The following is a 26,556-nucleotide window of genomic DNA, read 5'->3' on the forward strand; positions in this document are numbered from 1 at the left end:
CGATGAAGACTTCCCGTAACCGCTTTGGGACGCCAGGTGAGCCAACTGGTGGACTGCTTGGTGGACTGCTTGGTGGCTCACTTGACCGCGTTGGCCGCCTTGGCCGCCTTGGCCGCCTTGGTCGCGTTGACCGCCTTGGCCGCCTTGGCCGCCTTGGCCGCCTTGGCCCGCTTCGGCCGCTGGCCGTCGCGACGCTGGCCCTGCTGGCCAGCGGTTGCATGGTCGGCCCGGACTACCACCGGCCACAAGTCAACGTGGCCGCCACCTACTCGGAGTTGCCGGGCTGGACGCAAGCCGAGCCCGCGGCGGAGAAACCGAAGGGCGACTGGTGGACGGCATTCAACGATCCGCTGATCGACCAACTCGAACCGCTGGTGTCGGTGTCGAACCAGACCGTGCGCGCGGACTACGCGAACTATCAGGAAGCGCTGGCAGAAGTGCGGGCGGCGCGTGCCGGCCTGTTTCCGACCATTAGCGCAACCGGTTCGGGCACCAAGGCGCGTAGCTCGGTCGGCAATGCCGCCAGAGTGGTCAATTCGGCCTCGCTGGAAGGCAACGTCAGCTGGGCGCCCGACCTGTGGGGCCAGGTGCGGCGCACGATCGAAGAAAACGCCGCGACGGCGCAATCGAGCGAAGCGACGCTCGCCAATGCGACGCTCGCCGAGCAGGTGGCGCTGGCCACGGCGATCATCGAACTGCGCACCAGCGACGCCAATATCGACCTTCTGCAGAAGACCGTCGTGGCCTACAAGCACTATCTGGATGTCGTGTCCGACCAGGATCAGGCGGGCACCGTCCCGCCGTCCGATGTAATCACTGCCCGCACCCAGCTCGAGACGGCGCAGTCCAATCTGATCGCTCTCGGCGTGGCGCGCGCTCAAGACGCGCACGCGATCGCCGTGTTGGTGGGCAAGAATCCGGAAGAACTGTCCATCACGCACAGCACCACGATGCCGACGCTGCCGAGCGTGCCCGTCGGCGTGCCGTCGACACTGCTCGAACGCCGGCCCGACATCGCGGCCGCCGAGCGCAGGATGGCTGCGCAAAACGCGGCGATCGGCGTGGCGGTGTCGGCGTATTACCCGGCGATTTCCCTCTCCGGGCTGGCCGGCCTCACGCAGTCGCCGTTGTCCGGTTTGTTCAACGTGGCCAACTACGTCTGGTCGCTGGGCGGCAGCGCCACCGAAACGCTTTTCGACGGCGGCTTGCGCAGTGCCGACGTCGACGCGGCGAAGGCGGCCTACGACTCGGCCGTCGCCAGCTACCGGGGCACGGTGTTGACAGCGTTTCAGAACGTTGAAGACGACTTGAGCGGGTTGCGAATCCTGGCCGAGCAATCGGTCGTCCTGGATACGGCCGTGCAAGACGCAACCCGTGGCGCCGAGATCGCGTTCAACGAGTATGAAGCCGGTACGGTGGACTACACGACGGTGGCGACCGCGCAGGCCACACAGTTGAACACTCAGCAGACCGCGCTGAATGTTCAGGAGACGCGCCTGCTGGACTCGGCGTCGCTATTCGGCGATCTGGGCGGCGGCTGGTCGGCAGATCAGTTGCATGATCCACGGCATCCAGATCGACAACAGGCATCGCCTGTGCAGACGGGGGATGCGGCGGCGGGGACGGTCGACACCAAGACGCAGTGATTTGAGGCCGTCGCGGGATGAATCGGGCCGGCTGTCGGCCTGAGCGACGGCTCAAAAATATAAGCTCCGGCGGACGACGCGTTAAACCAAACGCCGGCCGCCAGATGTGCGCCTCATCGCCAGGGTGCCATCACCTGGAAGACACCATCTCGTCTAACCAGCGCGTGCAAAAGCGCCGCCGCCAAGTGAAGCACGATCAGCGCAAAGAAACACAGCGCGAGCACCCTATGTGCGTTCCAGAGCAGAGAGTGCAAAGCATTGCTATGCGGCAGGAGGGCCGGCAAATGGATCCCGGCGACCACGACAGGGTAGTCCGCCGCCGACAGCATGCCCCAGCCGATCAGCGGAAGCCCGATCATCAGCAGATAGAACGCGAGATGCGACAGGTGGGCGGCGAGCTTCATCGGCTCCGGCATCGCGGCCGGCAGCGGCGGCGCGCCCCGCTTCAACCTGACCACCAGGCGAATCAGCGCCAGCACGAGAATCACGATGCCGAGCGGCTTATGGATCGACACCAGCGAAAGATAATCCGGCCGAATGGTCGACACCATCCCGACGCCGATGAACAGCATCGCCAGAATGCAAATCGCCATGAGCCAGTGAAGCGCGCGCTGCAGCGGTGTGAAGCGATCGTGGGTCGGGGTCATGGCGTGGCTCCTCCCGCCGGATGGTGCGGATAGTCTTTATCCTCAGCGGTGCGCCGGTCAAACGACACCGCGTAGGCGGCTGAGCGCGCGGCGGGGAACGGATCGTCCGAGACATGCATCCCGGGCGGCAGAACGGTCGGGTCGAAGTTGAGATCGCGGCACGGCCCGTCAGGCTCCGGCTCGATGGCGTTGACCACCAGCGTTCCTGCGTCCACTTTGCGTCGATCGTCCGGCCACGCTTTGGTGGGGTCGGCGGTCGGGTCGCCAGGATTAGCGACCGTGACCACCATCGTCCAGCGTTGCGGCGCGCTCTGCACCCGCTGCGCGATATCCGCGTCGAGGAAATCGGCGCCGCGCGCCTTCAATTGGTCGGGCGTGACAATCTCAGGTTGCGCGGCAGGCACGAAGGACCAGCGCACGGCCTGGTCCTGTCCCTCCGCATTGGTGAAGATGAAGCTATTGAGGCTGTTGTAGCGCTCCTCCGCGAAAGAGGCCGTCCGCCGTCCAGCGCCGACCCACGCCGCGAACGCGCCGAATTCCGGGTGTGCGGCGATAAAATTCTTCATCGCGTCCGGATTGCTCTTGTCGGCCGAGGCCTTAAGGAGAGCGTAAAAGGCCTGTGGCGTGGAGACCGCAAAGAAAGGAGCGTCGATCATCGCCGAGCGCCATTCGCTGCCATCCGGCGTGACGATGCGCAGACTTAGACCCCGTACCGGAACTGCAGAGTCGGGCGCTTTCGGGTCGGCTGTAGCGAGGTTGAAACGCCCGGTTACCGGATAGGAGCCAGCCGCGAACATCGGTGCCTTGGACAAGGCCGCCGCCGCACCATTCGACTCGAAGTTGCCGGTAAAGCAGATGCCCTTGGCATGATTGCGCCGGAACCCGAGGGTCGGGCCACCCGGCGGCGCGAGGGCGTTGACGATCTTTGCTGGCGTGAGGCGCGCTGGCGAGAGCCAGCCGGCCGTAAAGGCGAAGGCCGCGACCAGCGCGACCACGACGACTGCAATGAGGACCAGCGAACGCACGTTGGACGCGTTGGAAGTCGGTCTGTCGGCCATCGATCTCTCCCGATCAATGATTCGGCTGAGGAGGAATCTAGCAGGGTGAGGGGAATAGTGCCAGTGATTGGGGGATTGTGCTTGCGGCGGCTAGTGGGCCAATTTTTCGTACAGTGACCAGACATAGTCGCCGGAATCTGGCATTGGCTTGAGTCCTGCACAAAACGTCACCGAGAGCGCAAGTGCGTGTAAATTCGAATCCAGTGGTTTCCGACCCGCCACTGCGTCTTCGAATCGGTCGTCATCGGGGTCAGTCCTACAGTCGTACAGGAGCCGGTATGAGCACGAAGCACAGCAAAAAAGAACATCTTGAAGCCGCGGCGTCACATCACGAGCAGGCAGCGCGATATCACCACGCGGCGTCGCGGTATTTCGAGGCCGGGAAAGACTATGCTCACACCGCGCACCAGGCGATGATGGCCCATGGCCACACCTTGCACGCGATCGCTCAGGCACACGACGCGGGTGCACACAGCGCCAATACGCCGCCGATCACACCCGCATCGGCCGGCTCTGGCGCAGACAGCGCAAACGCGGCAAAGCATCACGCATTGGCAGCGGAGTTTCACGAGCAAGCGGCGCAGCACATGCGCCACGCCGTCAAGCTCTTCGATCAGGACCGCAGTGCAGCCGCCCACGACGCGCAGCTAGCGCTCTCCCTTGCAGTGCGCGCTTTGTCACATGGCAACGAAGCAGCCAGACTATTTATCAAGCTCGCTCCCGCTGAGGTTTAAAGAACCGCGCACGGTGTGCGCGGCTGAACCCAGCGCTCCACCCAGGACTATGCCTTTCGGTCCAGCAAGTCTGCCGCCATGGATTTCGCATGCGCGACGGCCTCGTGTGGGTCAGGGAATACGCCGAGTTGCTCCCAATGTTCTTCAACCGCGTAAGTGCCCCTCGTACCGAGTGCCCTTTGTACGCGCAATTGCGCCGCGTACCTGCCGTCTTCCAGTGGTCGAGCAGTGGCAACCACTTTGTGCGGGAGATCGGATCTCTCTGGTTGCTTCAACTCAACGGGACCGCCCGGCAAGCCGATATCCTTCAACGCGTTCCTCGCCTTGCAGTCTGGGCAGTAGAAGCACCACCCCTCGTCCTCGCGAATGGATCTGACCTGCCCGCGGGCCAGCACGGCACGACACTCAACGTTTTCGCAGATGAACGGCATAGCAGTCTCCGGAGTTGTCTGCGAGAAATCCTAGCATGACCGTCGACTGCCAACCATCGGCAATATTGCCGTGCCTGTTCCGGGTACTTTTGTGATCCCACTCGCTCATCAGGAAAACCCTCAAGCGCCGGTCGGCGCGATCGCGGTACGCGGCCGCAGCGTCGCCATGATCAGGTACATGCCGCCGCCGATCACCACGCCGAAGAACCACCCATAGGTATTCCACCAGACCGGCAGCAGGTTGGTGAAGTTAGGCAGGAAGGTCGAAAACACGCTGCCGACCGCCGCCGAGACCAGCGCGTTGACGTTCCAGCCGCCTTCGTAGCGGTACTCGCCGTGCTCCTGGTAAAGCGCCGCGACGTTGATGTTGCCCTTGGCCACCAGGTAGTAGTCCACCAGAATGATCCCCAGCAGCGGGCCCATCGTGGCGCCGATGGCGTTGACGAAATGCGCGGCGTTGCCTTCCCACGGCGCGAACGGATAGAGCACCAGCGCGATGGCCGCGGCGATGTAGCCGCCCTTCTTGAAGCTGATCTGCCTGGGGAACGTGTTGGAGATGTCGAACGCGGCCGAGACGAAATTGGCCACCACGTTAATGCCCAGCGTGGCCACTGCGAAGGTCAGCGCCGCGATGAGTGCCAGCACCCAGCTGTCGAACTTGGCCGAGATCTGTTCGGGGTGGAGCAGCACTTCGCCGTACACCTTGAAGGCGGCGATGGTGGTGACGCCGGCGACCAGCGAGAACGCGATCAGGTTGACCGGCAGGCCCCACAGATTGCCTTTCTTCACGGCGTCGCGGTTTTTCGCGTAGCGCGAGAAGTCGCAGAAGTTCAGGTAGAGCGCCGCGAAGTAGGTGATCCAGGTCGCGCCCACCGCCATCAACGCCCAGAACGAGCCTGGCTCGCCGCTGACGCCGGCGTCCTTGGTCTTATCGAGCAGCACGTCCATCGGAATGCCGCCGCTGAACGAGAAGCCGCCAGCCTTGACGCACAAGCCGATCGCCAGGATCAGCATCGCGACCCATACCGCCGGACCGGCCCAGTCCTGGAATTTGCGCACCGTCTCCATGCCCTTCTGGATGATGAGCAACTGCAGCGCCCAGATGACCACGTAGCAGATCACCTCCAGCCCGGAGTGGCCGAACCACTGCGTGCCCTTGTGGAACGCCATCAGGCTGTCGCTGCGGATCAGCAGCGCGACCATCGCGCCCGACGCGGCTGCCGTCTGTGCGCCGTACCAGAAGCAGGCCACCACGGCGCGCACCATTGCCGCCAGGTTGGCGCCCCACACGCCAAAGGAGGCGCGCGCCAGCACCGGGTAAGGCACGCCGGTCTTCTCGCCGGCATAGCCGATCAGGTTCATGAGCGCGAAGATCACCAGCGAGCCGAGCCCGATCGCCAGCACGAAGTTGATAAAGCTGCCGCACAGCAGGAACAGGCTGGCGGCGAGGTAGTAGCCCCAGAGGCTGTGCACGTCCGAGGTCCAGACGTTGAAGATGCTGAAGGCACCCCAGTTGCGCTGCCTGGCAGGCGCCAGATCTTCGTTGTAGAGGCCGGGGGAAGGATCGCGGATTTCCATCTGTCATCTCCTTTGATCTCGTGGAGCTAAGGAAACACCGCCGGACACGCCTGGGCGGAGATGCCACCGCGTCTGAAGCCAGCTGGCATGTGAGAACTGTATGTGCTTTGCCGCATCGTTTCGAATGGGTTAACCCTAATCGAGATGCGTGCTGGCGCGAGCCAACCGCCACAAGCCGGATCGCCGGATCGCCGGACCGCCGGTGATTCGTCACGCGACTTGCACGCCCGAGTTCACGTCTTCACTCACGCCGAAGCAAAGCGAAATCAGGAGCTGATGCGACCCGCCATCAAGCGGCACGCGCACCCGTCCATCGCCACATTCGACACTCGCGCCGTCGAGCACCGCACGCATCTCACCGCGCTCGTCAGCGGATTCGACGCGGACCTCATACCGTGTCGAATGCATCGTCACGGTTGCTTCAAATCCGGGCCACGTGTCCGGAATACAAGGATCGATCGTCAGAAAATCTCCCTCGCGACGAATCCCAAGAATCCCCTCGACACCCGCCCGATACATCCATCCAGCGGACCCCGTGTACCAGGTCCAGCCACCGCGCCCGACATGCGGCGCCACGGAATAGACATCGGCGGCGACGACATAGGGTTCGACCTTGTAGCGGTCGACTTCGATCGGCGTGCGCGCATGGTTGACCGGATTGAGCAGTGAAAACAGCGCGGCGGCCTTGTTGCCATCGCCCATTTTTGTGAACGCGAGGATCGCCCACATCGCCGCGTGGCTATACTGCCCGCCGTTTTCACGCAGCCCCGGCGGATAGCCCTTGATATAGCCAGGATCATGCGACGTTTTATCGAACGGCGGCGTGAACAACAACGCAAGCCCGTCGGCTCGACGGATAAGGTGCTTTTCCAGCGATGTCATCGCCAGCGCCGCGCGCGCCGGATTCGCCGCGCCTGACAGCACAGCCCACGACTGCGCGATCGAATCGATTTGGCACTCGTCGCTTTGCGAAGAGCCCAGCCACGTGCCGTCGTCAAAAGTCGCGCGGCGATACCATTCGCCGTCCCATGCTTCACGCTCCAGCGCCTCGCGCACCGAGGCCGCATGAGCGCGCCAACGCGCAGCGCGCGCAACCGAAACCCCATCACGCGATTCAGCCAGGGGGGCGAACAACTCAATGGTCCGCCATAGCAGCCAGCCGAGCCAAACGCTTTCTCCCTTGCCGTCCGCACCGACGCGGTTCATCCCGTCGTTCCAGTCACCCGTGCCGATCAGCGGCAAGCCATGCTCGCCGGTCAGCTCAATACATTGATCCAGGCCGCGCGCGCAATGTTCGAACAGCGACGCTGACTCGTCTGCGACCATCGGCTGGAAGAACGCATCGTGCTCGCCGGGCCGCAGTGGCGGTCCATCGAGGAACGGCACGATCTCGTCGAGAATCGCGACGTCGCCCGCGCAGCCGATGTACGTCGCCGTCGCGAACGCGAGCCACACGCGGTCATCGGAAATCCGCGTGCGCACGCCTTGCCCCGATTGGGGCAACCACCAATGCTGGAAATCGCCTTCGACGAACTGGCGCGCCGCCGTGCGCAGCAAATGCCGCCGTGTCTCGTCCGGCTGCGCATGGGTCAGCGCCATGCCGTCCTGCAACTGGTCACGGAATCCGTATGCACCGCTCGCCTGATAGAACGCCGAGCGCGCCCAGATACGGCACGCGAGCGTCTGATACAGCAGCCAGCCGTTTAGCATCAGGTCCATCGCGCGGTCGGGGGTCTTCACCTGGACGGTACCGAGCACGTTCTGCCACTGGCTCGTCACTTCGGCGAGGACAGCGTCGAGATCGGCCTTGCGATAAAGCTCGATCAACGCCCGCGCCTCGTCGACGCCAACGCATTGCCCGACGAACCACACTACTTCGACGATCTCGTCGACACCCAGCTCAATCACGCGCTGCAACGCTGCACATGGATCGAGGCCCGCGCCGGTTACGCCAGACAGCGGCGCGTTGCCGGTCAGCGCGACGGGTGCCGCAGTGCGGCCGTTGCGGCCGAGAAATTCGGTGCGATCCGCCGTCCACGCGGTCTGCTGGCCGCCCAGGTCGGCGAACGCGACGCGCCCCGCGAACCCCATGCTCCATGGATTGCGCGCCAGCATCGCGCCGGTGGCGGAGTCGATTTCCGTCACGATGAAGGGCCCCGATGCGCCGCGCGAGGTGCCGAGCACCCATTCCATCCACGCCGTCACGGACAGACGGCGCGGCATACCGGACAGATTGCGCAACGTCAGCCTGGAAATCTTCAGCGGGTCGGCAAGCGGCACGTATTGCAGCAAGTCGAGCGCAATGCCATTCGCCTCGTGTTCGAAGCGGCTGTAGCCATGCCCGTGACGCGCGACATACGTCCCGCCATCGCGGATCGGCAGCGCGGTGGCGCCCCACACGTCGCCAGTGACTTCGTCGCGCACATAGATGGCTTCACCGGTTGGGTCCTCGACCGGATCGTTCGACCACGGCGTGAGCTGATTCTCGCGGCTGTTTTCGGCCCACGTGTAGCCGCTGCCTTCGGCAGCGACCTGAAAGCCGAAGCCGGGGTTCGCGATCACGTTGATCCATGGCGCGGGCGTCGTCGCACCCGCCGCGAGAACGGTCACGTATTCGCGGCCGTCTTTATCGAAGCCGCCCACACCGTTGAAAAACTCGAGCCTCGACGGAACCGAAGCAAGCGCGCGCGGCGGATGAGGCGGCGCAGGCCATGGCGACGACATCGGCGGCTTCTGCCGGCGCAGCGCCGACGGCTGCCCCTGCGACTGCGGCAACCGGGCGAGCTGGTCAGCGATAGAACCGCGACGCGCGATCAACGCGACACGCGCGACCGATTGCAGCAGCGCACGCGCCTCCATGCTCATCAAATCGGCGCGCAGCGTAAACACCGCCCCTTGCGCGAGTTCTTCGCCATAACGCGGCCGCGTCTGGCTGCTGCGCACGGCCGTTTCGATCGCGCCCTGCAATTCCTGGATGTACGACGAAGCGCGTTCGTTGATGATGACGAGATCGACGCCCAGCCGCTTCATCCGCCAGTACTCGTGTGCTCTCAACAACTGCCGGACTTGCGCGATGTCCTCGACGTCGTCGATACGCAGCAGCACGATCGGCAGGTCGCCGGAAATCGCGTGCGGCCAGAGTCCCGACTGCGCGCCGGCCCCGCGAATGATGGTGTCCGACGATGCCCTGAAACGTGCGTCGGCGTAGATGACGGGCGCAGCGAGGCGCTGAAAGTCGGCTGCCTCTTCGGCTTCGACATCGAGATGGCGCAACTGCACCTGGGCCTGCGTCCAGGCTAGCGTTTTGGCGCGATCGAACGCGTTGCGGTCATGGTGTTTGTCGATCAGATCGAGCAACAGCGCTCGCGACTCGGCCACGACGGTCCAGAACGTCACGCGTGCGACCTTGCCCGGCGGCACCAGCACGCGATACCTGAGCGCAAAGACCGGATCGAGTACGGTGCCGGCGGTGTTGCTCAGCGGCCGATCGTCGAAGATCGCCGCCGCCGTGCCGGCGTTGCGCCCGCGTCCCAGGAAGCGCGCGCGATCCGATTCGTACTGCGGATCGGAGACGATCTCGCCGTCGACCACCGCGAAATGCGCAGCCCACACCTGTTTTTCCTCGTGCGAACGCGGACGGCGCGTGGCCACCAGCGCGCCGAATTCTGCGAGGTGCTCGGTCTGGACAAACATCCGCGAGAAGGCCGGATGCGCGTTGTCGGCGGCGGGTGTCGCGAGAACGATTTCGGCGTAGGAAGTCAGTTCAATCTCGCGCGCGCGGCGTCCGCCGTTGGCCAACGACACGCGGCGCACTTCGCCGTCTGCTTCGCCGGAAACCAGCACGTCCATCGTCGTTGTCAACGCGCCGTCGCGGCGGATGAATTCCGCATGGTCCTCGCCGAACACCACCTCTTCGTACTCGGCTTCGCTGCCTGCCGGCTGTGCGCCAGCCGACCACACGTGGCCGCTCTGCGTATCGCGCAAAAAGATGAAGGAGCCCCAGTCGTCGCGGGTTGCATCTTCGCGCCAGCGCGTCACGGCCATGTCGCGCCAACGGCTGTAACCGCCGCCGGTCGCGGTCAGCATGACCGCGTAGCGTCCATTCGAAAGCAGGTGTGTGACCGGCGCTGCGCCAGCTACCGCCGACGCAGCGAGGCGCCGTACGGTCGGCGGCACGACGCCGGCGACGGCTGCTGACGTGTGCACTTCTTCGGCACGGGGATGCGCAACGGCGACATTGCGCGGCATACGTTCCTGCAACAACAGTTCGCTCGCCTGGATCATGGGTTCGCGATGGAAACGCGCACGCATCTGCGCGTCGAGTAACGTGTTCGCGATCGACACGATTGTCATGCCCTGATGATGCGCCATGAAATTGCGCACGATCGCCACATCCTCGTTGTCCGGCAGCCGCGAGCGGGTGAAATCGAGTGCTTCGTAGAAACCATAGCGACCCAGCGCGCCCAGCGCGGCGAGTTGTGCGTAGTTCTCGCGCGCGGCTTGTGGGTCGACCATCGCCGCTAGCCCCGTTGCATACGGCGCGATCACACGGTTCTCTGAAAGCCCCCGCTTGAGGCCAAGGCCGGGCACGCCAAAATTCGAATACTGGTAGGTGAATTCGATGTCGCGAGCGTTGTATGCCGATTCTGAAATGCCCCACGGAATGCCGAGCGAACGTCCATACGAAGCTTGCCGTTCCACCACCAGACGGCTCGTCTGCTCGAGCAGGCTGCCGACCGGCGCGCGCATCACTAGCGACGGCATCAGGTATTCGAACATCGACCCCGACCAGGAGATCAGCGCCGAGCCGTTGCCGACCGGTGTGGCGGCGCGACCGAGACGGAACCAGTGGCGCGTCGTCACGTCACCTTTCGCGATGGCGAACAGGCTCGCGAGGCGCGCTTCGGACGCCAGCAGGTCATAGCAGTTCAGGTCGAGGCTGTTGTCGGACTGCGAATAGCCGATCGATAGCAGCTTGCGTTCCGGATCAAGCAGGAACGCGAAGTCCATGTCGAGCGCCATCGCTCGCGACGTATCGGCGAGCGACTTCAAGCGTGCCTGCAGAAGGTCCGGCGACTCGGCGAGTTGTTGCCGGTCGCGGGCATGTTCGACCACGCTTTTGCTCAACGCGTCGATCCAGAACATCAGGTTGGCAGAACTGTCGTCACCGCCGGCGGGGACGAGTTCACGCATCGCCTTCGCGGCCTTTTCGGTCAGCCGCGTGAGCGACGGCGACAGCGCTTCGAGCGTCTGCGGGCCGCGCAACTGCGTGCTGATTTCTTCGAGGATCGCTATCAGCTGCTTGCCACGTTCACCACCTGCGGCGGGCAGCGCGTCGATGGCCTCACGCGCGAGTTGCAGGTGGTCCAGCAATCCGGGCCGCGCAGCCGGCGCGAGCAATTCATGCGGCCACTCTTCGCACGCGTTGGCGAGGGCGATCAGATGACCGGCCAGATTGCCACTATCGACCGACGAAACATACGCCGGCGCCAGCACCTGCAGATCGAGTGTCCCGTACCAGTTATAGAAATGCCCCTTGAAACGCGTGAGCTTGTTCATTGAAGCAAATGCTGCTTCGAGCCGTTCGACCGTTTCCGTCGTCCCCGCCCAGCCAAAATCGCGCGCGGCAATCGCCGACAGCAGATAGAGCCCAAGGTTGGTCGGCGAGGTGCGATGCGCGACGACCGGCTTCGGATCTTCCTGGAAGTTGTCGGGCGGCAGCATGTTTTCTGCTGGCGTAACGAAGGTCTCAAAGAAACGCCACGTGCGTCGTGCAATGAGGCGAAGGCTGCGCGCGTCAGGGTCCGCCATCGCGAAACGCCGCGCGACGGTCGGCGAACGGCTCGACCACAGCGCGAGCGCCGGCGCGGCTAGCCATAACAGCGCAAACGGCAGCACAAGCGGCCAGTGCGACGGTGCGTACGCGATCGCAGCAGCCGGCAGCACGAGGCCGAGCGCGACACCGCCTGTCATCTGCCGATAAAAGCCGCGCAGATCGAGACGAGGGCTACCCTTCGACTGCGCAGCGGTCGTCCATTCGAGCAGCCGGCGATGCGTCACGAACAGCCGTATCAACGTCCGGACGATCGCATCGCCCATGCGCCACGCCTGGTCAGCGAGGAACGCGGCCGACAGAAATGTTTGCAAGGCGGCGAGCCGCACGTCGGCGGCCAGCACCTCCAGATGATTGCGCAGATGGATGCCGCTGCGGCGCGGCAGGATCGCGAACAGCGTCGGCAGGAAGGCGGGAATCGCGAGCGCGCCTAGCACTAGCAGCGCGCCTGCCATCCCGGCGTGGATCGGCATCAGCCAGCATAGGCCGAGCGCGGCGACCATGAAGGGGGCGAGCAGCGAACGGCGCAAATTGTCGAGCATCTTGAAGCGGCCGATCGACGGCATCGCGTGCCGGTCCCGGCCACGATGGCCGACGATCCACGGCAGCAATTGCCAGTCGCCACGCGTCCAGCGATGCTGCCGCTTGCCAATCACGTCGTAACGCGACGGCACCTCCTCGACCACCTCGACGTCCGACGCCAGTCCGGCACGCGCAAAAATCCCTTCGAACAGATCGTGACTGAGCAGTGCGTTTTCCGGCACGCGTCCATGCAGAGCCGCTTCAAACGCATCGACGTCGTAGATGCCCTTGCCGGTATACGAGCCTTCGCCGAACAGGTCCTGATATACATCAGACACCGCCGCCGCGTAAGGGTCCATCCCGCCGGGGCCGGAGAAGACGCGCTGATGCAGCGATCCTTCCTGCCCGACGGGCAACGACGGTGTGACACGCGGCTGCAGAATCGCGTATCCGTTGACGACGCGTTGTTCTGCATCGCTGAATGTCGGCCGGTTCAGCGGATGCGCCATCTTGCCGATTAGCCGCAGCGCGGCGTCTCGTGGCAGACGCGTATCGGCGTCGAGTGTGATGACGTAGCGCACGTCGGACGGCACCTGCGGCGCACGGCCGGCGATCGGCATGAAGGTCGTATCCGTCGCACCGCGCAGCAGGCGGTTGAGTTCGTGCAGCTTGCCGCGCTTGCGTTCCCAGCCCATCCATTTGTTCTCGCTCGCGTTGAACACGCGGCGGCGGTGTAGCAGCAGGAAGCGGCTGCCGCTCGGGCCCGGCTCGTAACGGCGGTTCAGTGCTTCAATGGCCTCGGCGGCCACGGCGAGCAGATGCGCGTCGCCCGCCAGCACTTCCTGATCCGCATCGAGCCCGTCCGCCAGCAATGCGAAGGACAGGTCACCACCGGCTCCCGCGAGGTGATGCACCTCAAGACGTTCGACCTGCTCGCGCAGATCGGCAACACTCGTCAGGAGCGTCGGCACGGCGACCAGCGTGCGCAACGACGACGGCACGCCGGCGGTCAGTTCGAGACCCGGCAGCGTGATCGCGCCAAAACTCCATGTCACCGCGCGATTGATGAGCGCGGTCGCGATCTCGGTAGCGGGCAGGAATCCGCATACGGCAAAGAGCGCGAGCACCCCGGCGTCGAGACCGCGCGGCGCAAGTGTCCACAGTGCCCACAAGGCCAGCGCCAGTAACGCCGTGGCGACCGTCAGGATCGTGCCGACGTAGCCGCCGATGCCGAGGCGGACGTTGAACCGTGTGATCCGCAGGCGCGGCGGCGGACGGAATTCGATCGCCTGCTCCAGCGCGCGGCGGCCTTCGGCGATCAGGTGATAGCCGGGGTCGCCGGCGCGCTCCGCATGCGCGGCATCGCCTGCTTCCAGCACCGCCGCCTGCGCCGATTCCAGCGCCAGCCCGGCGACTTCGAGTTCGGTGAAGGACGAGCCGCGCGCCAGTTGCTCGATCGCGCTGCGATACAGATTGCGCGTCGGAAAATCCATCGTGGCAAAGTAGCTGTCCGCGCGCAACCGGGCGTCGACAAGACTCACGCTCTCGAACAGTTCCGTCCAGTCGATGTCGGAAATCAGCCGCATGCTGGTGATCACATTGCGCACGGTGACGTTCGACGCACCTTGGCGCTGCTGCGCGTGTTGCACGACTTCATCGACGGAAGCGCCCTGAAGCTTGAGCCGATCTTCGAGCCAGCCAAGTGCCGGCGTGGTGCGCGGATCCTGATCACGCAACCGCTTTACGAGTTGTGCGGCGAACAGCTCCGACAAGAGGCCTGAAGAGCGCGTGGAAATGTCCGCTTCGAGCGCCGAACGGGCGCTGCCCGATTCGAGCAGACGGTCGGTGAGTGCATCGGCGTCGGCGCGTGCGCTGCGGCCTGCGGTAATCTGGTCAGTCAGGCGTCGCAGGTTCTCGATCAGCACGATGCGCAAGGTGATCGCCACGGCCCACAATTCGCCGATCGTCAGCGGCTGAACCCGCTGATACGCGCTAATGAAACGCCGCAGAATCTGCGGGTCGAAGTGACTGTCGGTATGCGCAACGAACGCCCACGCGAGACCAAATACGCGCGGGTAGCCGGCGAACGGGCCAGCGGCAAGCTTGGGCAACTGACGGTAGTAGCCGGGCGGCAAATCATCGCGAATCTCGCGGATCTGCTCCTCGACGAGGTGATAGTTGTCGAGCAGCCATTCCGCGGCGGGCACCACGCCCCGGCCGCTCTCCAGTTCTTCGGCGCTCGCACGGTAGGCCGCGAGCAGGACGGCGGCATTGTCGTTCAGTCTCGTGTGCAGCGATAAAACGGCGGGTGGTGTCTTCGTGACCGGTTGCGCGGCAGCGAGGCTCTCCGCGTGTTGCTCGAGCCGTTCGACGCCGAACAGCTCTTCGCGCACCGGCGCGATGTCAGTCCATGGCGGCGATAGCGAGCGATGGCCCGCGATATATCGAAGGATCGCTTTCACAGGCGCACTTCCTGCGATGTCGGTGAGTTCGCTGGGGTGATCTGGTTGGTGTGGCGTGTCGCGTTAGCGGCGCGCATATCGGTCGCCATCGGTGTATCGGCGGACAGTTCATAGAGTTGGGACATGATCGGATCTTCCTTCGGGGAGGTCGCACCACGCGTGTCGCGTGCATGCAAGCCTCCGGGGTATGGCTTGATTCACGGGTGCGGGTGGACGCGCGAGGAATCGTCAGGACGAAACAGCAGGTGTACAGCTTCTGCGGGCATGGTCCGCGATGAAGGCCGCCGGCGCGGCCGAAGCATTCCGCCGGAACGATGCGGGTAACGGGAATGCGTCAGGACGCTCCCCATGCGCAAACCGTTAACTGCTGTTTAACGGCGCACTAAGACGTCGGATGAACATCGATCAGACCGATGCGGCCGTGAAGGAGAGACAGGAGCACCTGCGCAGCCCTGTAGACGCAGTTCCTGGCTGAACACCCGGAAAGGTGTGGAGCAGAGAGGACACGGATCCGTGCCCCGGGTGCCTGCTATTTCTTCTTGACCGGTGCGCTGGCCGCAGCAGTCTTCGGCGCGACCGCCGAGGACACGACCGCCGCTGGAGAAATCACCTTTTTGGGTTGTTTAGGCTTTTTGGCCTCGCGATTACCGCGCATCGTGCTCTTTGCCAATATGTTCCCCATGATTTGCCGATCGCGAAAGCGACAGCCGTATCACGCAGTTTGGGCGCATCTGGTCACTCTGTCGCGATTTATCTCTGCATTCCGGAATATTTCCTTCGCCACCGGCTGGGAGAGCCTGCGCACCTTCGGCCGCACCTTCCACGGCATCACCGGCCAAAGCCCCAGCGCCCTGCGCCTTGAGGCCCAGGCCAACATGCCTCAACTCGACCGCGTGCCTGCCGCTGGATTAAACCGGTCGATGCAACACACCAGAGACCGCGCAAGCTGTGGGCGTGTTGCAGACGAAACCAATGTCAGCTCGGGCATGCCGTCGTCTCCATCTGCAAAGGAGTACTCGTGAAACCCGCATGGGTCGCTTCATGTCGTGACCATTGACGGGCCCGGAAACGCGTCTTCAGCGTCTGTGGCGCATCAACTCCCAGCAATCGCGATGATCCATCCGCTTGAGTTTCCGCCGCCGTGTCATTTCGCGCCAATAGTGAACGGCAACCAGCAGCACGGCGACGCTCAGCCCACACAGGCCCACGACGATTCCTGTCCACGATTCGACCACGGAACACTCCTTGACTGTGAAACTGATCAAGCGGTACGCGTCATTCGTCGTTCAGGATACGAGCGGCAGCCTTCAGAAACATCTGTCCGTCATCGGTAATGAGAGGACGTTGTTGCCCGGAAGCGAGGTTTTCCAGCGTGATGAGTTGGCGGTCCAGAAGCGCTCCCAGATCGGCACCGTCCAGACTCAACAGATCCGGTGCATCCTTGAGCAGCATGAGGGTCGCGAATTCATGTGGACTGAGCATCTCCGTCTCCTGGCTGAGCCTGTTGCTTCGCTGGGAACCTGATCCGTTGGCCTCGCTTGGCGAGCAGGATCAATTCGGGGATGGCTGCTGCGGGATGCCACCTTGCGTTCGGGTGGCATGTCGCGCGCCAAGGCACCCATCTTAATGCTGAGGTGTCCAACAGATCAATATGTGGGAAAATCTTTTTGCGATATTTTTACATCCCCACCGCAATGCCGTCGCGGTGCAGCATGACCTGTCAATCCGCGATCGCGCGCCGCTTCGCGCCACGTGTTGGCCAGCGCACATACTTAATGGGTACCAGTCCGATCCTGATGAAAATCCTGGCAGCGCTTCCATACGCCAGCCTGCATACTCGAGGCGAGGCCCGGATACCGGGCGCTGTGATCGAAACCTGAAGGAGACAACAGTTGACCACCTTCCTCCTACGTAACGGCGCGCTTCTCGATCCTACCCACCCCGATCTGCTAGAAGGCTTCGAAGTCCTCATCGAGGACGGCTTCATCCGCGAAGTTTCCGATAAGCCGATAAAAAGCAGCAACGCGCGCGTCATCGACGTCAAAGGCAAAACGATCATGCCGGGTCTGATCGATCTGCATGTGCATGTCGTCGCGATCGAGTTCAACCTCCCGCGCGTCGCGACGCTACCCAACGTGCTGGTTACGCTACGCGCCGTGCCGATCATGCGCGCGATGCTGCGCCGCGGCTTCACCACCGTGCGCGACGCAGGGGGCGCCGGGCATCCATTCAAGCAGGCGGTCGAGTCAGGGCTCATTGAAGGTCCACGTCTCTTCGTATCCGGCCGCGCGTTAAGCCAGACGGGTGGGCATGCCGATCCGCGCGCCCGTTCCGACTACATGCCACCCGATTCACCCTGCGGATGCTGCGTGCGCGTGGGCGCGCTTGGCCGCGTAGCGGACGGCGTCGATGAAGTGCGCCGGGCCGTGCGCGAGGAACTGCAGATGGGCGCCGATCAGATCAAGATCATGGCTTCGGGCGGCGTTGCCTCACCCACCGATCCGGTCGGCGCATTCGGTTACTCCGAAGATGAGATCCGCGCCATCGTAGCCGAAGCTCAGGGGCGCGGCACCTATGTGCTAGCTCATGCCTATACGCCTGCGGCGATCGCGCGCGCGGTGCGCTGCGGCGTGCGCACGATCGAACACGGCAATCTGATTGACGATGAGACCGCCCGCCTCGTCGCGGAGCACGGCGCGTATGTCGTGCCAACCCTTGTCACTTACGACGCCCTTGCAAGCGAAGGCGAGAAATATGGGCTGCCGCCAGAAAGCATTGCCAAGGTCGCGGACGTGCATGGCGCCGGCATGCACTCGATTGAAATCATGAAGCGCGCCGGGGTCAAGATGGGCTTCGGCACGGACTTGCTCGGCGAGGCGCAGCGTCTGCAAAGCGATGAGTTCCGGATCCTGGCCGAAGTCCTGTCACCAGCCGAGGTGATCGCGAGCGCGACCCTCGTTGGTGCGGAAGTGCTCGGTATGCAGGACAAGCTCGGCAGAATCATGCCGGGTGCCCATGCCGATGTGCTGGTGGTTGATGGCAATCCTCTGAAGTCCGTTGATTGCCTGTTAGGTCAGGGCGAGCATATTCCGCTCGTGATGAAAGATGGCCGGCTCTTCGTCAACGAGCTCGAAAGCAGTTGACCGTATGACGCTGCGTCCGCGGCGCCCCACCGTCCCTATCGGAGTCTGCTTATGTCGATGATCGCCGCCCGCATCGAGCGCCTGCCGTTTTCAGGTTTTCACCGCCGTCTGCTGTTGATGGGCGGGCTCGGCTACACCTTCGATGCAATGGACGCTGCCGTGCTCGCTTTCCTGCTGCCGGTGCTGCGCACGCAGTGGGGGCTGACGAGTGTACAGACAGGCGTGCTGGGAAGCGGCACGTTCATCGGCTATTTCGTCGGCGCGATGCTCGCAGGCATGCTCGGCGATGTCATCGGCCGACGCAAGGTCATGATGTATGCGCTCGTGATTTACTGTGTAGCGTCGATTGCCAGCGCGCTAGCGAATGATTGGGGATTCTTTCTTGGGACGCGCATTGTCGCCGGGTTGGGGACGGGCGCGGAAAGCGCCATCGTCGCACCGTTCCTCTCGGAGTTCGTGGCGCGGCGGTATCGCGGGAGTTTCACTGGCAGCCTCGCGGGGTTTTTCTCGTTTGGCTTCGTGGCGGCCGCACTGCTCGGCTATCTGGTGATCCCGCTCGCACCCAATGCATGGCGCGCGGTCATGGTCATCACCGCGCTGCCCATTCTCATGCTGCTCTGGTGGCGCCGCGCGTTGCCCGAGTCGCCGCGCTGGCTCGAGGCGCGCGGCCGCCACGCGGAGGCTGAGGCGATCGTGTCGCGGATGGAGGCAGAGGTAAGCAAAGCGGGCATGCAGTTGGAGCCGCTGTCTCCTGTGCGCGACGGAAATGTTCCGCTCGCAGCCGGACGGGCCTCAATCGTCGCGAATGTCAAGGCGTTGTGGTCGGCGAAGCTCGCGCGTATTACGGCAATGACGTGGCTGATGTGGCTATCCATCACGTTCAGCTACTACGCTTTTTTCACGTGGATTCCCGGCTTGCTGGTTCAGAACGGGATGACGATCACACGGAGCTTTTCGTATTCGCTCGTGATCTACATTGCACAGATCCCGGGATACTTTTCAGGCGCGTGGCTCAACGAGAAGATCGGCCGGCAAGCAACGATCGCGTCATACATGATATTGGGCGGAGTGTCGGCGCTTGGGCTTGCGTTGACGCGTACTGATGCAGGCATCATGGTGTCAGGCATCCTGCTTTCGTTCTTCATGAACGGCACCTATGCCGGCGTTTATGCCTATACCCCGGAGGTGTTTCCCACCGACGTGCGCGCAACGGGCACGGGGCTCGCCTCGTCAATTGGCCGGCTGGGCGCGATTGCCGCGCCTATCCTCGTCGGGTACGTCTATCCGCTGCTGGGCTTCGCCGGGGTGTTCGGTGCGACGACGCTTGTGCTGCTGACCGGTGCGATAGCAGTTGTACTCATGGGAGTGCCGACGCGCGGAAGGTCGCTCGAGGACATTGCAGCAGGGCAAATCGAACAGTAAGAGTCAAATGCCCCGATAGCCGTGGCACGATGCTGTTACGCAAGCGCGCCGCGGTCGGGGTTGCGCGGCTTACTTCAGACGCGCTTGCAACTCGTTGGCAAGCTGCCTGGTTGCGGCTTTGGTCGGCGCGTCTCCGGCGAGCGCGTTAAGCAAGCCAAAGTCGTGGATCGTACCGTTGTAGCGGACGGTGCTGACTTCATCGCCCGCAGCATCGAGTTTGCGACCGTAGGCTTCACCTTCATCGCGCAGCACATCGAACTGCGCTACCTGGATCAGCGCCGGCGGCAATCCCTTCAGCTGATCCGTTGATGCACGCAGCGGTGAAGCGTAAATCTCGTTGCGCTGCTTCGGATCCCTTGTGTAAGCATCCCAGAACCACTTCATCATCGGCCGGGTCAGGAAATGGCCTTCCGGATAGGCGTTGTACGAGCCGTCGCTGAAATCGTTGTCCGTCACCGGCCACATCAGGCCTTGAAAGCGGATTGCGGGACCTTGCTTGTTCTTCGCCATCAGGGAGACGACCGCCGCCATGTTGCCGCCGACGCTGTTGCCCACTACCGCGAGGCGGCTGCCGTCCACACCGATTTCATTGCCGTGTTCCGCGACCCACCTCGTGGCCGCGTATGCCTGGTTGATCGCCGCCGGGTAACGCGCTTCGGGCGACGGCGTGTAATCGACGAACACCGCCACTGCCCCGGATTGCACGACGAGGTCGCGCACCAGCCGCTCGTGGGTCTGGAAGTCGCCAAGGATCCAGCCGCCGCCATGGAAGAACATGAAGACCGGCAGCGTACCCGTTGCGCCTTGCGGCCGCACGATCGTGATCGGCACGGTGATGCCGTCCTGTTCGATGGTCTTGTTCGACACATCAATGCCGGACAGATCGACCTTCACGCTGTTCTGTGCGCCGATCAGCACCTGGCGTGCTTGCGCCGGGGTCAACGTGTTGATTGCCGGTCCTGTGCCGCTGTTCAGCGCATGAAGGAACTGGCTGGTCACCAGATCGGGCGAGGCGGGTGTCGCTGGGCTTGCGGCGATGGCGAGGGTAGAACTGGCCGCAAGTACGGCGGCGAGCAGCAAGGGCTTGAAGGTCTTCATGGCTTGTTCCTATGCGAGTCGATTGGGGGCGTGGTTAAACGATCGTGAGGGTGACGTCGATGTTGCCGCGCGTGGCGTTCGAGTAAGGGCAGACGATGTGCGCCTTGTCGACCAGTGCCTGTGCCGCTTCGCGTGCCATGCCGGGCAGGGAGATTTTCAGTTCGACTTCGATGCCGAAGCCGTTCGGGATCGCGCCGATGCCGACGCTGCCGTCAATCGAGACGTCTGCCGGGATAGCGACCTTGTCGCGCGCGGCCACGAACTTCATCGCGCCGAGGAAGCAGGCGCTGTAGCCGGCAGCAAAAAGCTGCTCGGGGTTGGCGCCTTCGCCGCCCGCACCGCCCAATTCCTTGGGCGTGGTCAACTTGAAGTCGAGATTGCCCGCGGGGACGACAGCACGACCGTCACGGCCGCCGGTGGCATGAGCATGGGCGCGGTAGAGGACTTTTTCGAGTGACATGGTGAAGCTCCTTTAAAAGGGGACAGCAATCAAGTTTTGCTATCTACTACTAGATAGATTGATACGTAAAAAAATCGGATGATTTAGACAACACATCTGCCTTTTATCTATCTACTCAAAGATAGATAAAAGGGCCAAACAAAGAGGTGGCTCACCACCTCAAATCGACTGCGTTATCGCGCGATCCTCACCGAAGCCTCAACATCTTCGAGTCGAGCCTTGGTGTGAAACAGCCGGCTTGCCAGCACACTGCCCTGAAAAGCCGCGTAGAGGGCGCGCGCCGCGTTTTCCGGTTTGCCGTTCACCGCCAGCGTACGTTCCTGCGCGCCTTGCGCCAGAACCTTGGCCAGCCAGCTTTCGTTAGCCTTAAAAAAAGCCTGCACCGCTTGCCGGATGTTATCCGGCAGCGACCCGATGTCGGCAGCGAGCATGCCGCACAGGCAGATCTGATCGCCGTCACCGAGGGTCCTGCCGAACATCTTCGCGTACTTGCTGAGCTTTGAATCGGCCGGCAACGAAGCCTCGATTGCGTGGAGGGCGTTGAGTACTTCCTTGCTGTACTCGTTGACCGCTTCCAGAACCAGATCGTCTTTCGACGGAAAGTAGTAGTGGATGCTCGAGGTCTTTACGCCAACCAGACTGGACAGATCACGGTAGCTAAACCCGTTGTAACCACGCAGCATGATGAGCGTGATTGCATGGTCTAGGATCTGCTCGCGCACTGTCGTTGTCGTTTCCATGGATCGAACTATATCTACTCATAGATAGACTGTCAAGGGGTTCGGTCTGCATAAACGCGAGTCTCGGGTTCCCTGATGCCCGGCGGACTCGCGCCCCAGGCATGGCAATGAACCACGCCCCCGTCATCTCCAAACGTTGTTTTTTATGGATGGGCGCTCGCTCAACCACAGGGCGAGCGCATCCATGGAGCGATCAAACAGCTGTGGCTCTGATGCGATCACTTCGGTTGTGGGCGCGTTATCGCGTACTTTGAGGAGCGTAAAAATCAAAAATCGTATGGTTAGTCTGTCCATGAGGTTTGTCTCCCAATTAGAAGTTCAGATTCAGATCGATTTGAACAACGGGCTTTTTCCGAACGCTTCAGCACCGTCCGCACTGGTCAAGAATTTTTCTGTGTAGATATCGCGTTCGAACAACTGCCCTTGCATCAGCGTTCTGATGGACGCTTCGATCATGACGGGCGGTCCGCACAGATACGCCTTGTGGCCGCGAAAGTCGCCCTCGAAATGCGCTTTTGCCGCCTCATGAACGAAGCCTCGGAAGCCTTTCCATGAGGTGTCTTCAGCCTCGCTGGAGAGCGCCGGGACGTATGTGAAATTCGTATGGCGACTCGCCAGTTCGAGGAAAAACTCGTGATAGTAGAGTTCCGCGCGATCGCGGGCGCCATAGACCAGCGTGACGGGCCGCTCATCGCCTCGTTCGAGAAGATCGAGCAGCATCGACCGGGGACTCGATAGGCCGGAGCCTCCTGCAATGAGGATCACCGGTTGCGGGTCCGATACCCGCATGAAGAAGCGGCCGAAAGGACCACTGAAGCGGATCGCGTCGCCGGACTTCAGTGCTTCATGCAGATACGCCGTGCCCTTACCACCCGGCACACGCCGTACATTCAGTTCAACGCGCGTAGACGACCCCGGCTTGTCGGCAAGGGAAAACGCCCGCGGTATATCTTCACCAGGGATATGCACATTGACATATTGCCCGGCCTGAAACTGGATACCCTCCTCGTCCAGTTCGATGAAGATACCCTTGATGGTCGGCGTCAGATCGACGATCTCCTTCACATGTCCCGTGTAGTCCTTGACTGGGAAATGACGCGCATCCACGTCCTCATCGATATCCGCCTCGATGGTCGTGTCGGACTGCACTGTCGCGCAGCACGCGAGGCACTTTCGTTCATCACGTTCGAAGTCCATCAGCGCGAATGGCGATGCGTTGCCATGTTCGACCTCGCCATCGATAACCTGCACCTTGCAGGTCGCACACAGTCCGTGGCAGCACGCATGCGGCAACCACACGCCCGCGCGCAGACACGCGTCGAGAATCGTCTGATCGTCGTGGATTTCGATCGAGTGGCCGATTGGCTCGATCGTTAGCTGATAACTCATGTCAGCGCTCCCTTTTTCGTTGATTGCGCGGATCCGCGACTAGCTGCATGACCCGTGGATACCCGTCAGACCCGGCGTGCGAAAGCGGATCACCGCTTTGTGCTGCAAGCCGTTCTCGCCGAGGGTCTTGTCGAACTCGGGTGTAAACCGCTCGCCAGAGCGGAACCATTCGATCTGGTCGACCGAAACCTTGTCCCAGTCCGGGTGCGACGAATAGATACCCGGGATCACTTCCTTGACGAGCCTCTCGAACGTCAACGTCGGCGGCACAGGAATGCAATGCGGCGCACAGAACATGAGGTGGTCTTCCCAGCCGATGAAAAGCAACCGGTTGCCGTGAAAGTTTTCTTCACGGTCTTTCACTTCGCCTTGGTAGCCTTCCTTGAGCGCGATAACGGCCATGATGTGTCTCCTTGAATGATCGATGAACGCAAGTTCAGGCGGTTTTTCCGGCGGGTTCGGTTGCTGCGGACGCACTTCCGCTGACACCCGGCTTACCGGTCCATCGCATCCAGTTTTTGCGGTCTGATGAGTCTTCGAACTCATGACCGTCCTCGCCGACATTGATGTGGTAGTAGCGCAGTACTTCGAGAAGCGGATTGAAATCCGCTGCGCTCGGGTCGGCATCTTTCTCGAAACAGTTTCCCTGGTAGATCTGTTGCACCGGCATCCACGCCTGCACATATTTCTCAGGCTCGTTGTTGAAGATGTCCTTGCAGCCGTCGGAACAAAAGTGATATTTGTTGCCGAGATAATCGCTTTCGCGATAACAGATCTTCGTCGGGTCGTCGGGCTCCGTGAACGCCATCGGAATCTGGCAAATCTGGCAGAGCATGGGCAGCGTGTTGTTGTAGAAACGCTTGCCTGCCTTTTGTTGCTCGCGCCAGTATTCGAAGCGAGGCCGGTAGAGCGTGTCGAACGTTTTCGGATACTTTTCCGCCAGCCACGTCATTTCGTCATCAGACGGAATCCAGGTGTGCATCGCCGCCGCGTGTGTGTAGTTGTAGAAGATGCCCCACGCCTCATGCGAAAGGCGGTCCTTTTCTTTCGACGCAACCTCGTGATACTTCGGCATGCGGATGCCATAGCGCTCCAGATCATGGAAGAGCGCGCCGCCATTTTTCTCGAAGTAGGTTTCCCAGGCTTCCTGCCACGACATGATCCGCTTCGGCAACATGTAGTCCATCATCATTGCGACCAGCGTCAGCAACCGGTATCCGCGCCAGAACCACTTGTCGACCCATTTCTGGATGATCGGCACATTGCCTGGATCCTGCTCCAGCAGAAACTTCACGACCTCGAGGCCGAGCGTCATATGACGCGATTCATCCGACTGCGCGGAAAACCCGAACGTCACCGTCGCCATATCACCGTTGAATGCAGCGCCTGACATGAACGGCATGAACAACAGATTGGTCAGCACGTATTCGAATGAGAACGAGATGGCCGTTATGAATTCGAACGGTCCCGCGCTCATCGCATCTTCAAAGTACGACTTCGGCACCGAGAGGTACCAGACCCGGTCGTGCATATGCTTGAAGTCGTGAAAGCCATTGAAGAACTTGTTGTAATGGCTAATGGTATGGACCTGCGTTTGCGCATGACGCAGTTCATCAATTGCCTGCATCTGACAGGCGATACGCGCACCGGCGCCGCGGAAATTGCGCCCCGCAAGCGCGAAGCCGCGATGCGCTGCATATTCGAGCGGGCTCACGCCTGTCAGGAACAGTTTCAGTGCGTTGATGTAACGCGGGTCCGTGACGTTGAACTGGCCGTTGTTTTGCTGGAACGCGTCGATGATCGCGTAGAGCTTGCGCTCCTTTTCGCCCTGGTATTTCCAGTACGCATCCATCGTGAGACGAAACGGGTCTTCCCATTTGTCCCAGTCATGGACCTTGATGCCTTCGAAGCTGTCGTATGGAAAGACCTTGTCCATCGGTTGATAGGTCGTCTCCCAGCCAAGGCCACGCGTTAGCATCGCGTAGTTTTCCTTGATGCTCAGCTTTTTCGGCGTGGTGCCTGCTGCGCCTGTCGTGCTTGTCGTGCTCATGTTTCGTCTCCGGTCGCCGGTCAGGCTTTCCATTCAAGAATGAATTCGTCGTCGGTCTCGTCGATGTTGCCGCCAAGCGAGATCAGGTTGAGTTGCAATTCGCGCAGATCGAAATCGCGGCCGATAAGCGCTTCGATCGTTTGCCGGCGGACCACGAGGCGGCCAATCGCATCGATTTTGACCATCGCGGGAAACGCGTTGACGACTGCATGAGGGTTATCCGCCTCGATGGCCTCGATGATCGGGCGCGAGTCGTCGTTCGTCTGAAAGGCGATGAATACGGAATCAGGCATGGGTCACCTCCGCGGCAGTTTGCGAGACGACAACACCCTGCTTTGCGACTCGCGCATCGAAGGTTTCTACAATGACGCTCAAAGCGCTTTCAGCCGGCGCGGCGCCTAACGCCTGCACGGCGATCGGTCGCAACGCGGCCAATACCCGCGTGCGCCACGCTGCGATCCACTGCCCCAGCAGTGCCGCGTTTTCACTCGATTCCGAGGCTGCCGTTTTGAGTGTGGCATCGACCCACCGATTCGACTCGTCGAACCACCCGCTGGCGAACTCGTTGAGCATGCCGAGTCCCGCGCCATACTGCGCTGAGAAATGCGGGTCGATATGGTGATAGACGAGCGGATAAAGGAGGCCGTCGAGTACGACGTTCTGCGCGACGTAAGTCTCAAACCAGTCCTTGATCACCATGGTGTCTTCGACCACACGACGCAAATCTTGCCAAACCGGATCGTCGAGCCAGCGCGCCTTGCCCTCCTCGAGCGACGTCCCCTGATTACCGTCGAGCATCAAGCCGATCCGTGACAGATATTGCGCAATGCCCAGGCGGTCCATGCTATGAAACATCGTCGCCTGCGTGATCGCGGTCCCCCAGCCGTAGCCAGTCACGAAACAGTTGTTCGTGTTCGCCGCCCACTCGACGTGCCTGAGCGGCACCATCAGCGCAGCGATTTTCGCCTTCGCATCATCCGGCAAATCGCTGAGAAGACGTCGCTTCGAAACGAACTCGATATTCTTTTCCATCGCGTCCTGCTGTCTCGCGCGTGCAATCGTGTAGGTGCCGTAGTAGTACTGACGCGGATCCTTGAACGCATACCAGTCGCTCATCTGGATCGCAGTGCGGCCTTTGTCGTAAAGCGCGAATTCGGGCTCCCACAGCGGGCGGTAATGAAAATTGTCTTCGGGCTGCAATTCCAGCGTGGCTTCCTGATAGCGTGACGCCGGCTTGTCTGCGCCGAGCCGTCGCGCCACGTGGGAAAACGTCTGACGGATCTGCTGGACAGCAGACGTCTTGATGTCGATTTGCATGAGTCACTCCTCCGTTGATTGATTCG

21 protein-coding genes are annotated in these 26,556 nt (G+C 62.1%); 5 read left to right on the forward strand and 16 right to left on the reverse strand.

Features of this window, described 5'->3' with window-relative positions; all coding sequences use genetic code 11:
• Positions 1-2: 2 nt before the first annotated feature.
• The gene (locus HHL24_RS33365) at positions 3-1,646 is read left to right on the forward strand and encodes an efflux transporter outer membrane subunit (RefSeq protein ID WP_169489560.1); all 1,644 of its coding nucleotides are present in this window, start codon (positions 3-5) and stop codon (positions 1,644-1,646) included.
• A gap of 113 nt (positions 1,647-1,759) precedes the next feature.
• Here the strand turns inward: HHL24_RS33365 and HHL24_RS33370 are convergent, their stop codons facing one another.
• Together HHL24_RS33370 and HHL24_RS33375 are read right to left on the reverse strand one after the other, a co-directional pair.
• Positions 1,760-2,293, reverse strand: a complete 534-nt coding sequence (locus tag HHL24_RS33370; protein WP_169489561.1) for a cytochrome b — start codon at positions 2,291-2,293, stop codon at positions 1,760-1,762.
• A complete protein-coding gene (locus tag HHL24_RS33375) occupies positions 2,290-3,351 on the reverse strand; it encodes a catalase family peroxidase (RefSeq protein ID WP_169489562.1) in 1,062 nt (353 codons plus the stop codon). The genes HHL24_RS33370 and HHL24_RS33375 overlap by 4 nt, the downstream gene beginning before the upstream one ends.
• Before the next feature lie 278 nt (positions 3,352-3,629).
• On the opposite strand from HHL24_RS33375, the gene HHL24_RS33380 reads away from it, so the two are divergent.
• Entirely contained in the window at positions 3,630-4,085 is a 456-nt protein-coding gene (locus tag HHL24_RS33380; RefSeq protein ID WP_169489563.1) for a hypothetical protein, read from the forward strand.
• A 47-nt stretch (positions 4,086-4,132) separates the two neighbouring features.
• On the opposite strand, the gene HHL24_RS44220 is transcribed toward HHL24_RS33380, so the two are convergent.
• The 4 genes from HHL24_RS44220 to HHL24_RS44665 form a co-directional block, all read right to left on the reverse strand.
• Positions 4,133-4,516: a hypothetical protein gene (locus tag HHL24_RS44220; RefSeq protein WP_169489564.1), complete on the reverse strand. Its 384-nt coding sequence runs from the start codon at positions 4,514-4,516 to the stop codon at positions 4,133-4,135.
• A gap of 120 nt (positions 4,517-4,636) precedes the next feature.
• Entirely contained in the window at positions 4,637-6,094 is a 1,458-nt protein-coding gene (locus HHL24_RS33390) for an NCS1 family nucleobase:cation symporter-1 (protein ID WP_169489565.1), read from the reverse strand.
• Positions 6,095-6,304: 210 nt separating this feature from the next.
• The gene (locus HHL24_RS33395; RefSeq protein WP_169489566.1) at positions 6,305-14,911 is read right to left on the reverse strand and encodes a GH36-type glycosyl hydrolase domain-containing protein; all 8,607 of its coding nucleotides are present in this window, start codon (positions 14,909-14,911) and stop codon (positions 6,305-6,307) included.
• On the reverse strand, positions 14,908-15,036 hold the full coding sequence (locus HHL24_RS44665) for a hypothetical protein (RefSeq protein ID WP_268966758.1): 129 nt from the start codon (positions 15,034-15,036) through the stop codon (positions 14,908-14,910). The genes HHL24_RS33395 and HHL24_RS44665 overlap by 4 nt, the downstream gene beginning before the upstream one ends.
• Positions 15,037-15,450: 414 nt before the next feature.
• On the opposite strand from HHL24_RS44665, the gene HHL24_RS44225 reads away from it, so the two are divergent.
• Complete coding sequence (locus HHL24_RS44225) at positions 15,451-15,933, forward strand: hypothetical protein (protein WP_230417667.1); 483 nt, start codon at positions 15,451-15,453, stop codon at positions 15,931-15,933.
• Positions 15,934-15,987: 54 nt separating this feature from the next.
• Here the strand turns inward: HHL24_RS44225 and HHL24_RS33405 are convergent, their stop codons facing one another.
• Entirely contained in the window at positions 15,988-16,146 is a 159-nt protein-coding gene (locus HHL24_RS33405) for a hypothetical protein (protein WP_169489567.1), read from the reverse strand.
• Positions 16,147-16,186: 40 nt separating this feature from the next.
• Positions 16,187-16,393, reverse strand: coding sequence for a hypothetical protein (locus HHL24_RS33410; protein ID WP_169489568.1), 207 nt, complete (start codon positions 16,391-16,393; stop codon positions 16,187-16,189).
• Between the two features lie 410 nt (positions 16,394-16,803).
• On the opposite strand from HHL24_RS33410, the gene HHL24_RS33415 reads away from it, so the two are divergent.
• Positions 16,804-18,054 carry a metal-dependent hydrolase family protein gene (locus HHL24_RS33415; protein ID WP_169489569.1) on the forward strand — a complete coding sequence of 417 codons (1,251 nt, stop codon included), beginning with the start codon at positions 16,804-16,806 and terminating at the stop codon, positions 18,052-18,054.
• Between the two features lie 51 nt (positions 18,055-18,105).
• A complete protein-coding gene (locus HHL24_RS33420) occupies positions 18,106-19,476 on the forward strand; it encodes an MFS transporter (protein ID WP_169489570.1) in 1,371 nt (456 codons plus the stop codon).
• A 69-nt stretch (positions 19,477-19,545) separates the two neighbouring features.
• On the opposite strand, the gene HHL24_RS33425 is transcribed toward HHL24_RS33420, so the two are convergent.
• The 8 genes from HHL24_RS33425 to HHL24_RS33460 all read right to left on the reverse strand — a co-directional run bounded on the left by HHL24_RS33425 (position 19,546) and on the right by HHL24_RS33460 (position 26,530).
• Positions 19,546-20,574, reverse strand: coding sequence for an alpha/beta hydrolase (locus tag HHL24_RS33425; protein ID WP_169489571.1), 1,029 nt, complete (start codon positions 20,572-20,574; stop codon positions 19,546-19,548).
• Positions 20,575-20,608: 34 nt separating this feature from the next.
• Complete coding sequence (locus HHL24_RS33430) at positions 20,609-21,034, reverse strand: organic hydroperoxide resistance protein (protein WP_169489572.1); 426 nt, start codon at positions 21,032-21,034, stop codon at positions 20,609-20,611.
• Between the two features lie 173 nt (positions 21,035-21,207).
• The gene (locus HHL24_RS33435; RefSeq protein ID WP_169489573.1) at positions 21,208-21,774 is read right to left on the reverse strand and encodes a TetR/AcrR family transcriptional regulator; all 567 of its coding nucleotides are present in this window, start codon (positions 21,772-21,774) and stop codon (positions 21,208-21,210) included.
• A gap of 324 nt (positions 21,775-22,098) precedes the next feature.
• Positions 22,099-23,163, reverse strand: coding sequence for an NADH:ubiquinone reductase (Na(+)-transporting) subunit F (locus tag HHL24_RS33440; RefSeq protein WP_169489574.1), 1,065 nt, complete (start codon positions 23,161-23,163; stop codon positions 22,099-22,101).
• Between the two features lie 39 nt (positions 23,164-23,202).
• A complete protein-coding gene (locus HHL24_RS33445) occupies positions 23,203-23,565 on the reverse strand; it encodes a phenol hydroxylase subunit P4 (protein WP_169489575.1) in 363 nt (120 codons plus the stop codon).
• Positions 23,566-23,599: 34 nt separating this feature from the next.
• A complete protein-coding gene (locus HHL24_RS33450) occupies positions 23,600-25,213 on the reverse strand; it encodes an aromatic/alkene/methane monooxygenase hydroxylase/oxygenase subunit alpha (protein WP_169489576.1) in 1,614 nt (537 codons plus the stop codon).
• Between the two features lie 20 nt (positions 25,214-25,233).
• Positions 25,234-25,506 (reverse strand): MmoB/DmpM family protein, encoded by a 273-nt coding sequence (locus HHL24_RS33455; RefSeq protein ID WP_169489577.1) that lies wholly within the window; start codon positions 25,504-25,506, stop codon positions 25,234-25,236.
• Complete coding sequence (locus HHL24_RS33460) at positions 25,499-26,530, reverse strand: aromatic/alkene monooxygenase hydroxylase subunit beta (protein ID WP_169489578.1); 1,032 nt, start codon at positions 26,528-26,530, stop codon at positions 25,499-25,501. Before HHL24_RS33460 ends, HHL24_RS33455 begins: the two co-directional genes overlap by 8 nt.
• Between the last annotated feature and the right edge of the window lie 26 nt (positions 26,531-26,556).

The sequence above is a fragment of the Paraburkholderia polaris genome (assembly GCF_012927345.1).
GTDB lineage: Bacteria > Pseudomonadota > Gammaproteobacteria > Burkholderiales > Burkholderiaceae > Paraburkholderia > Paraburkholderia polaris.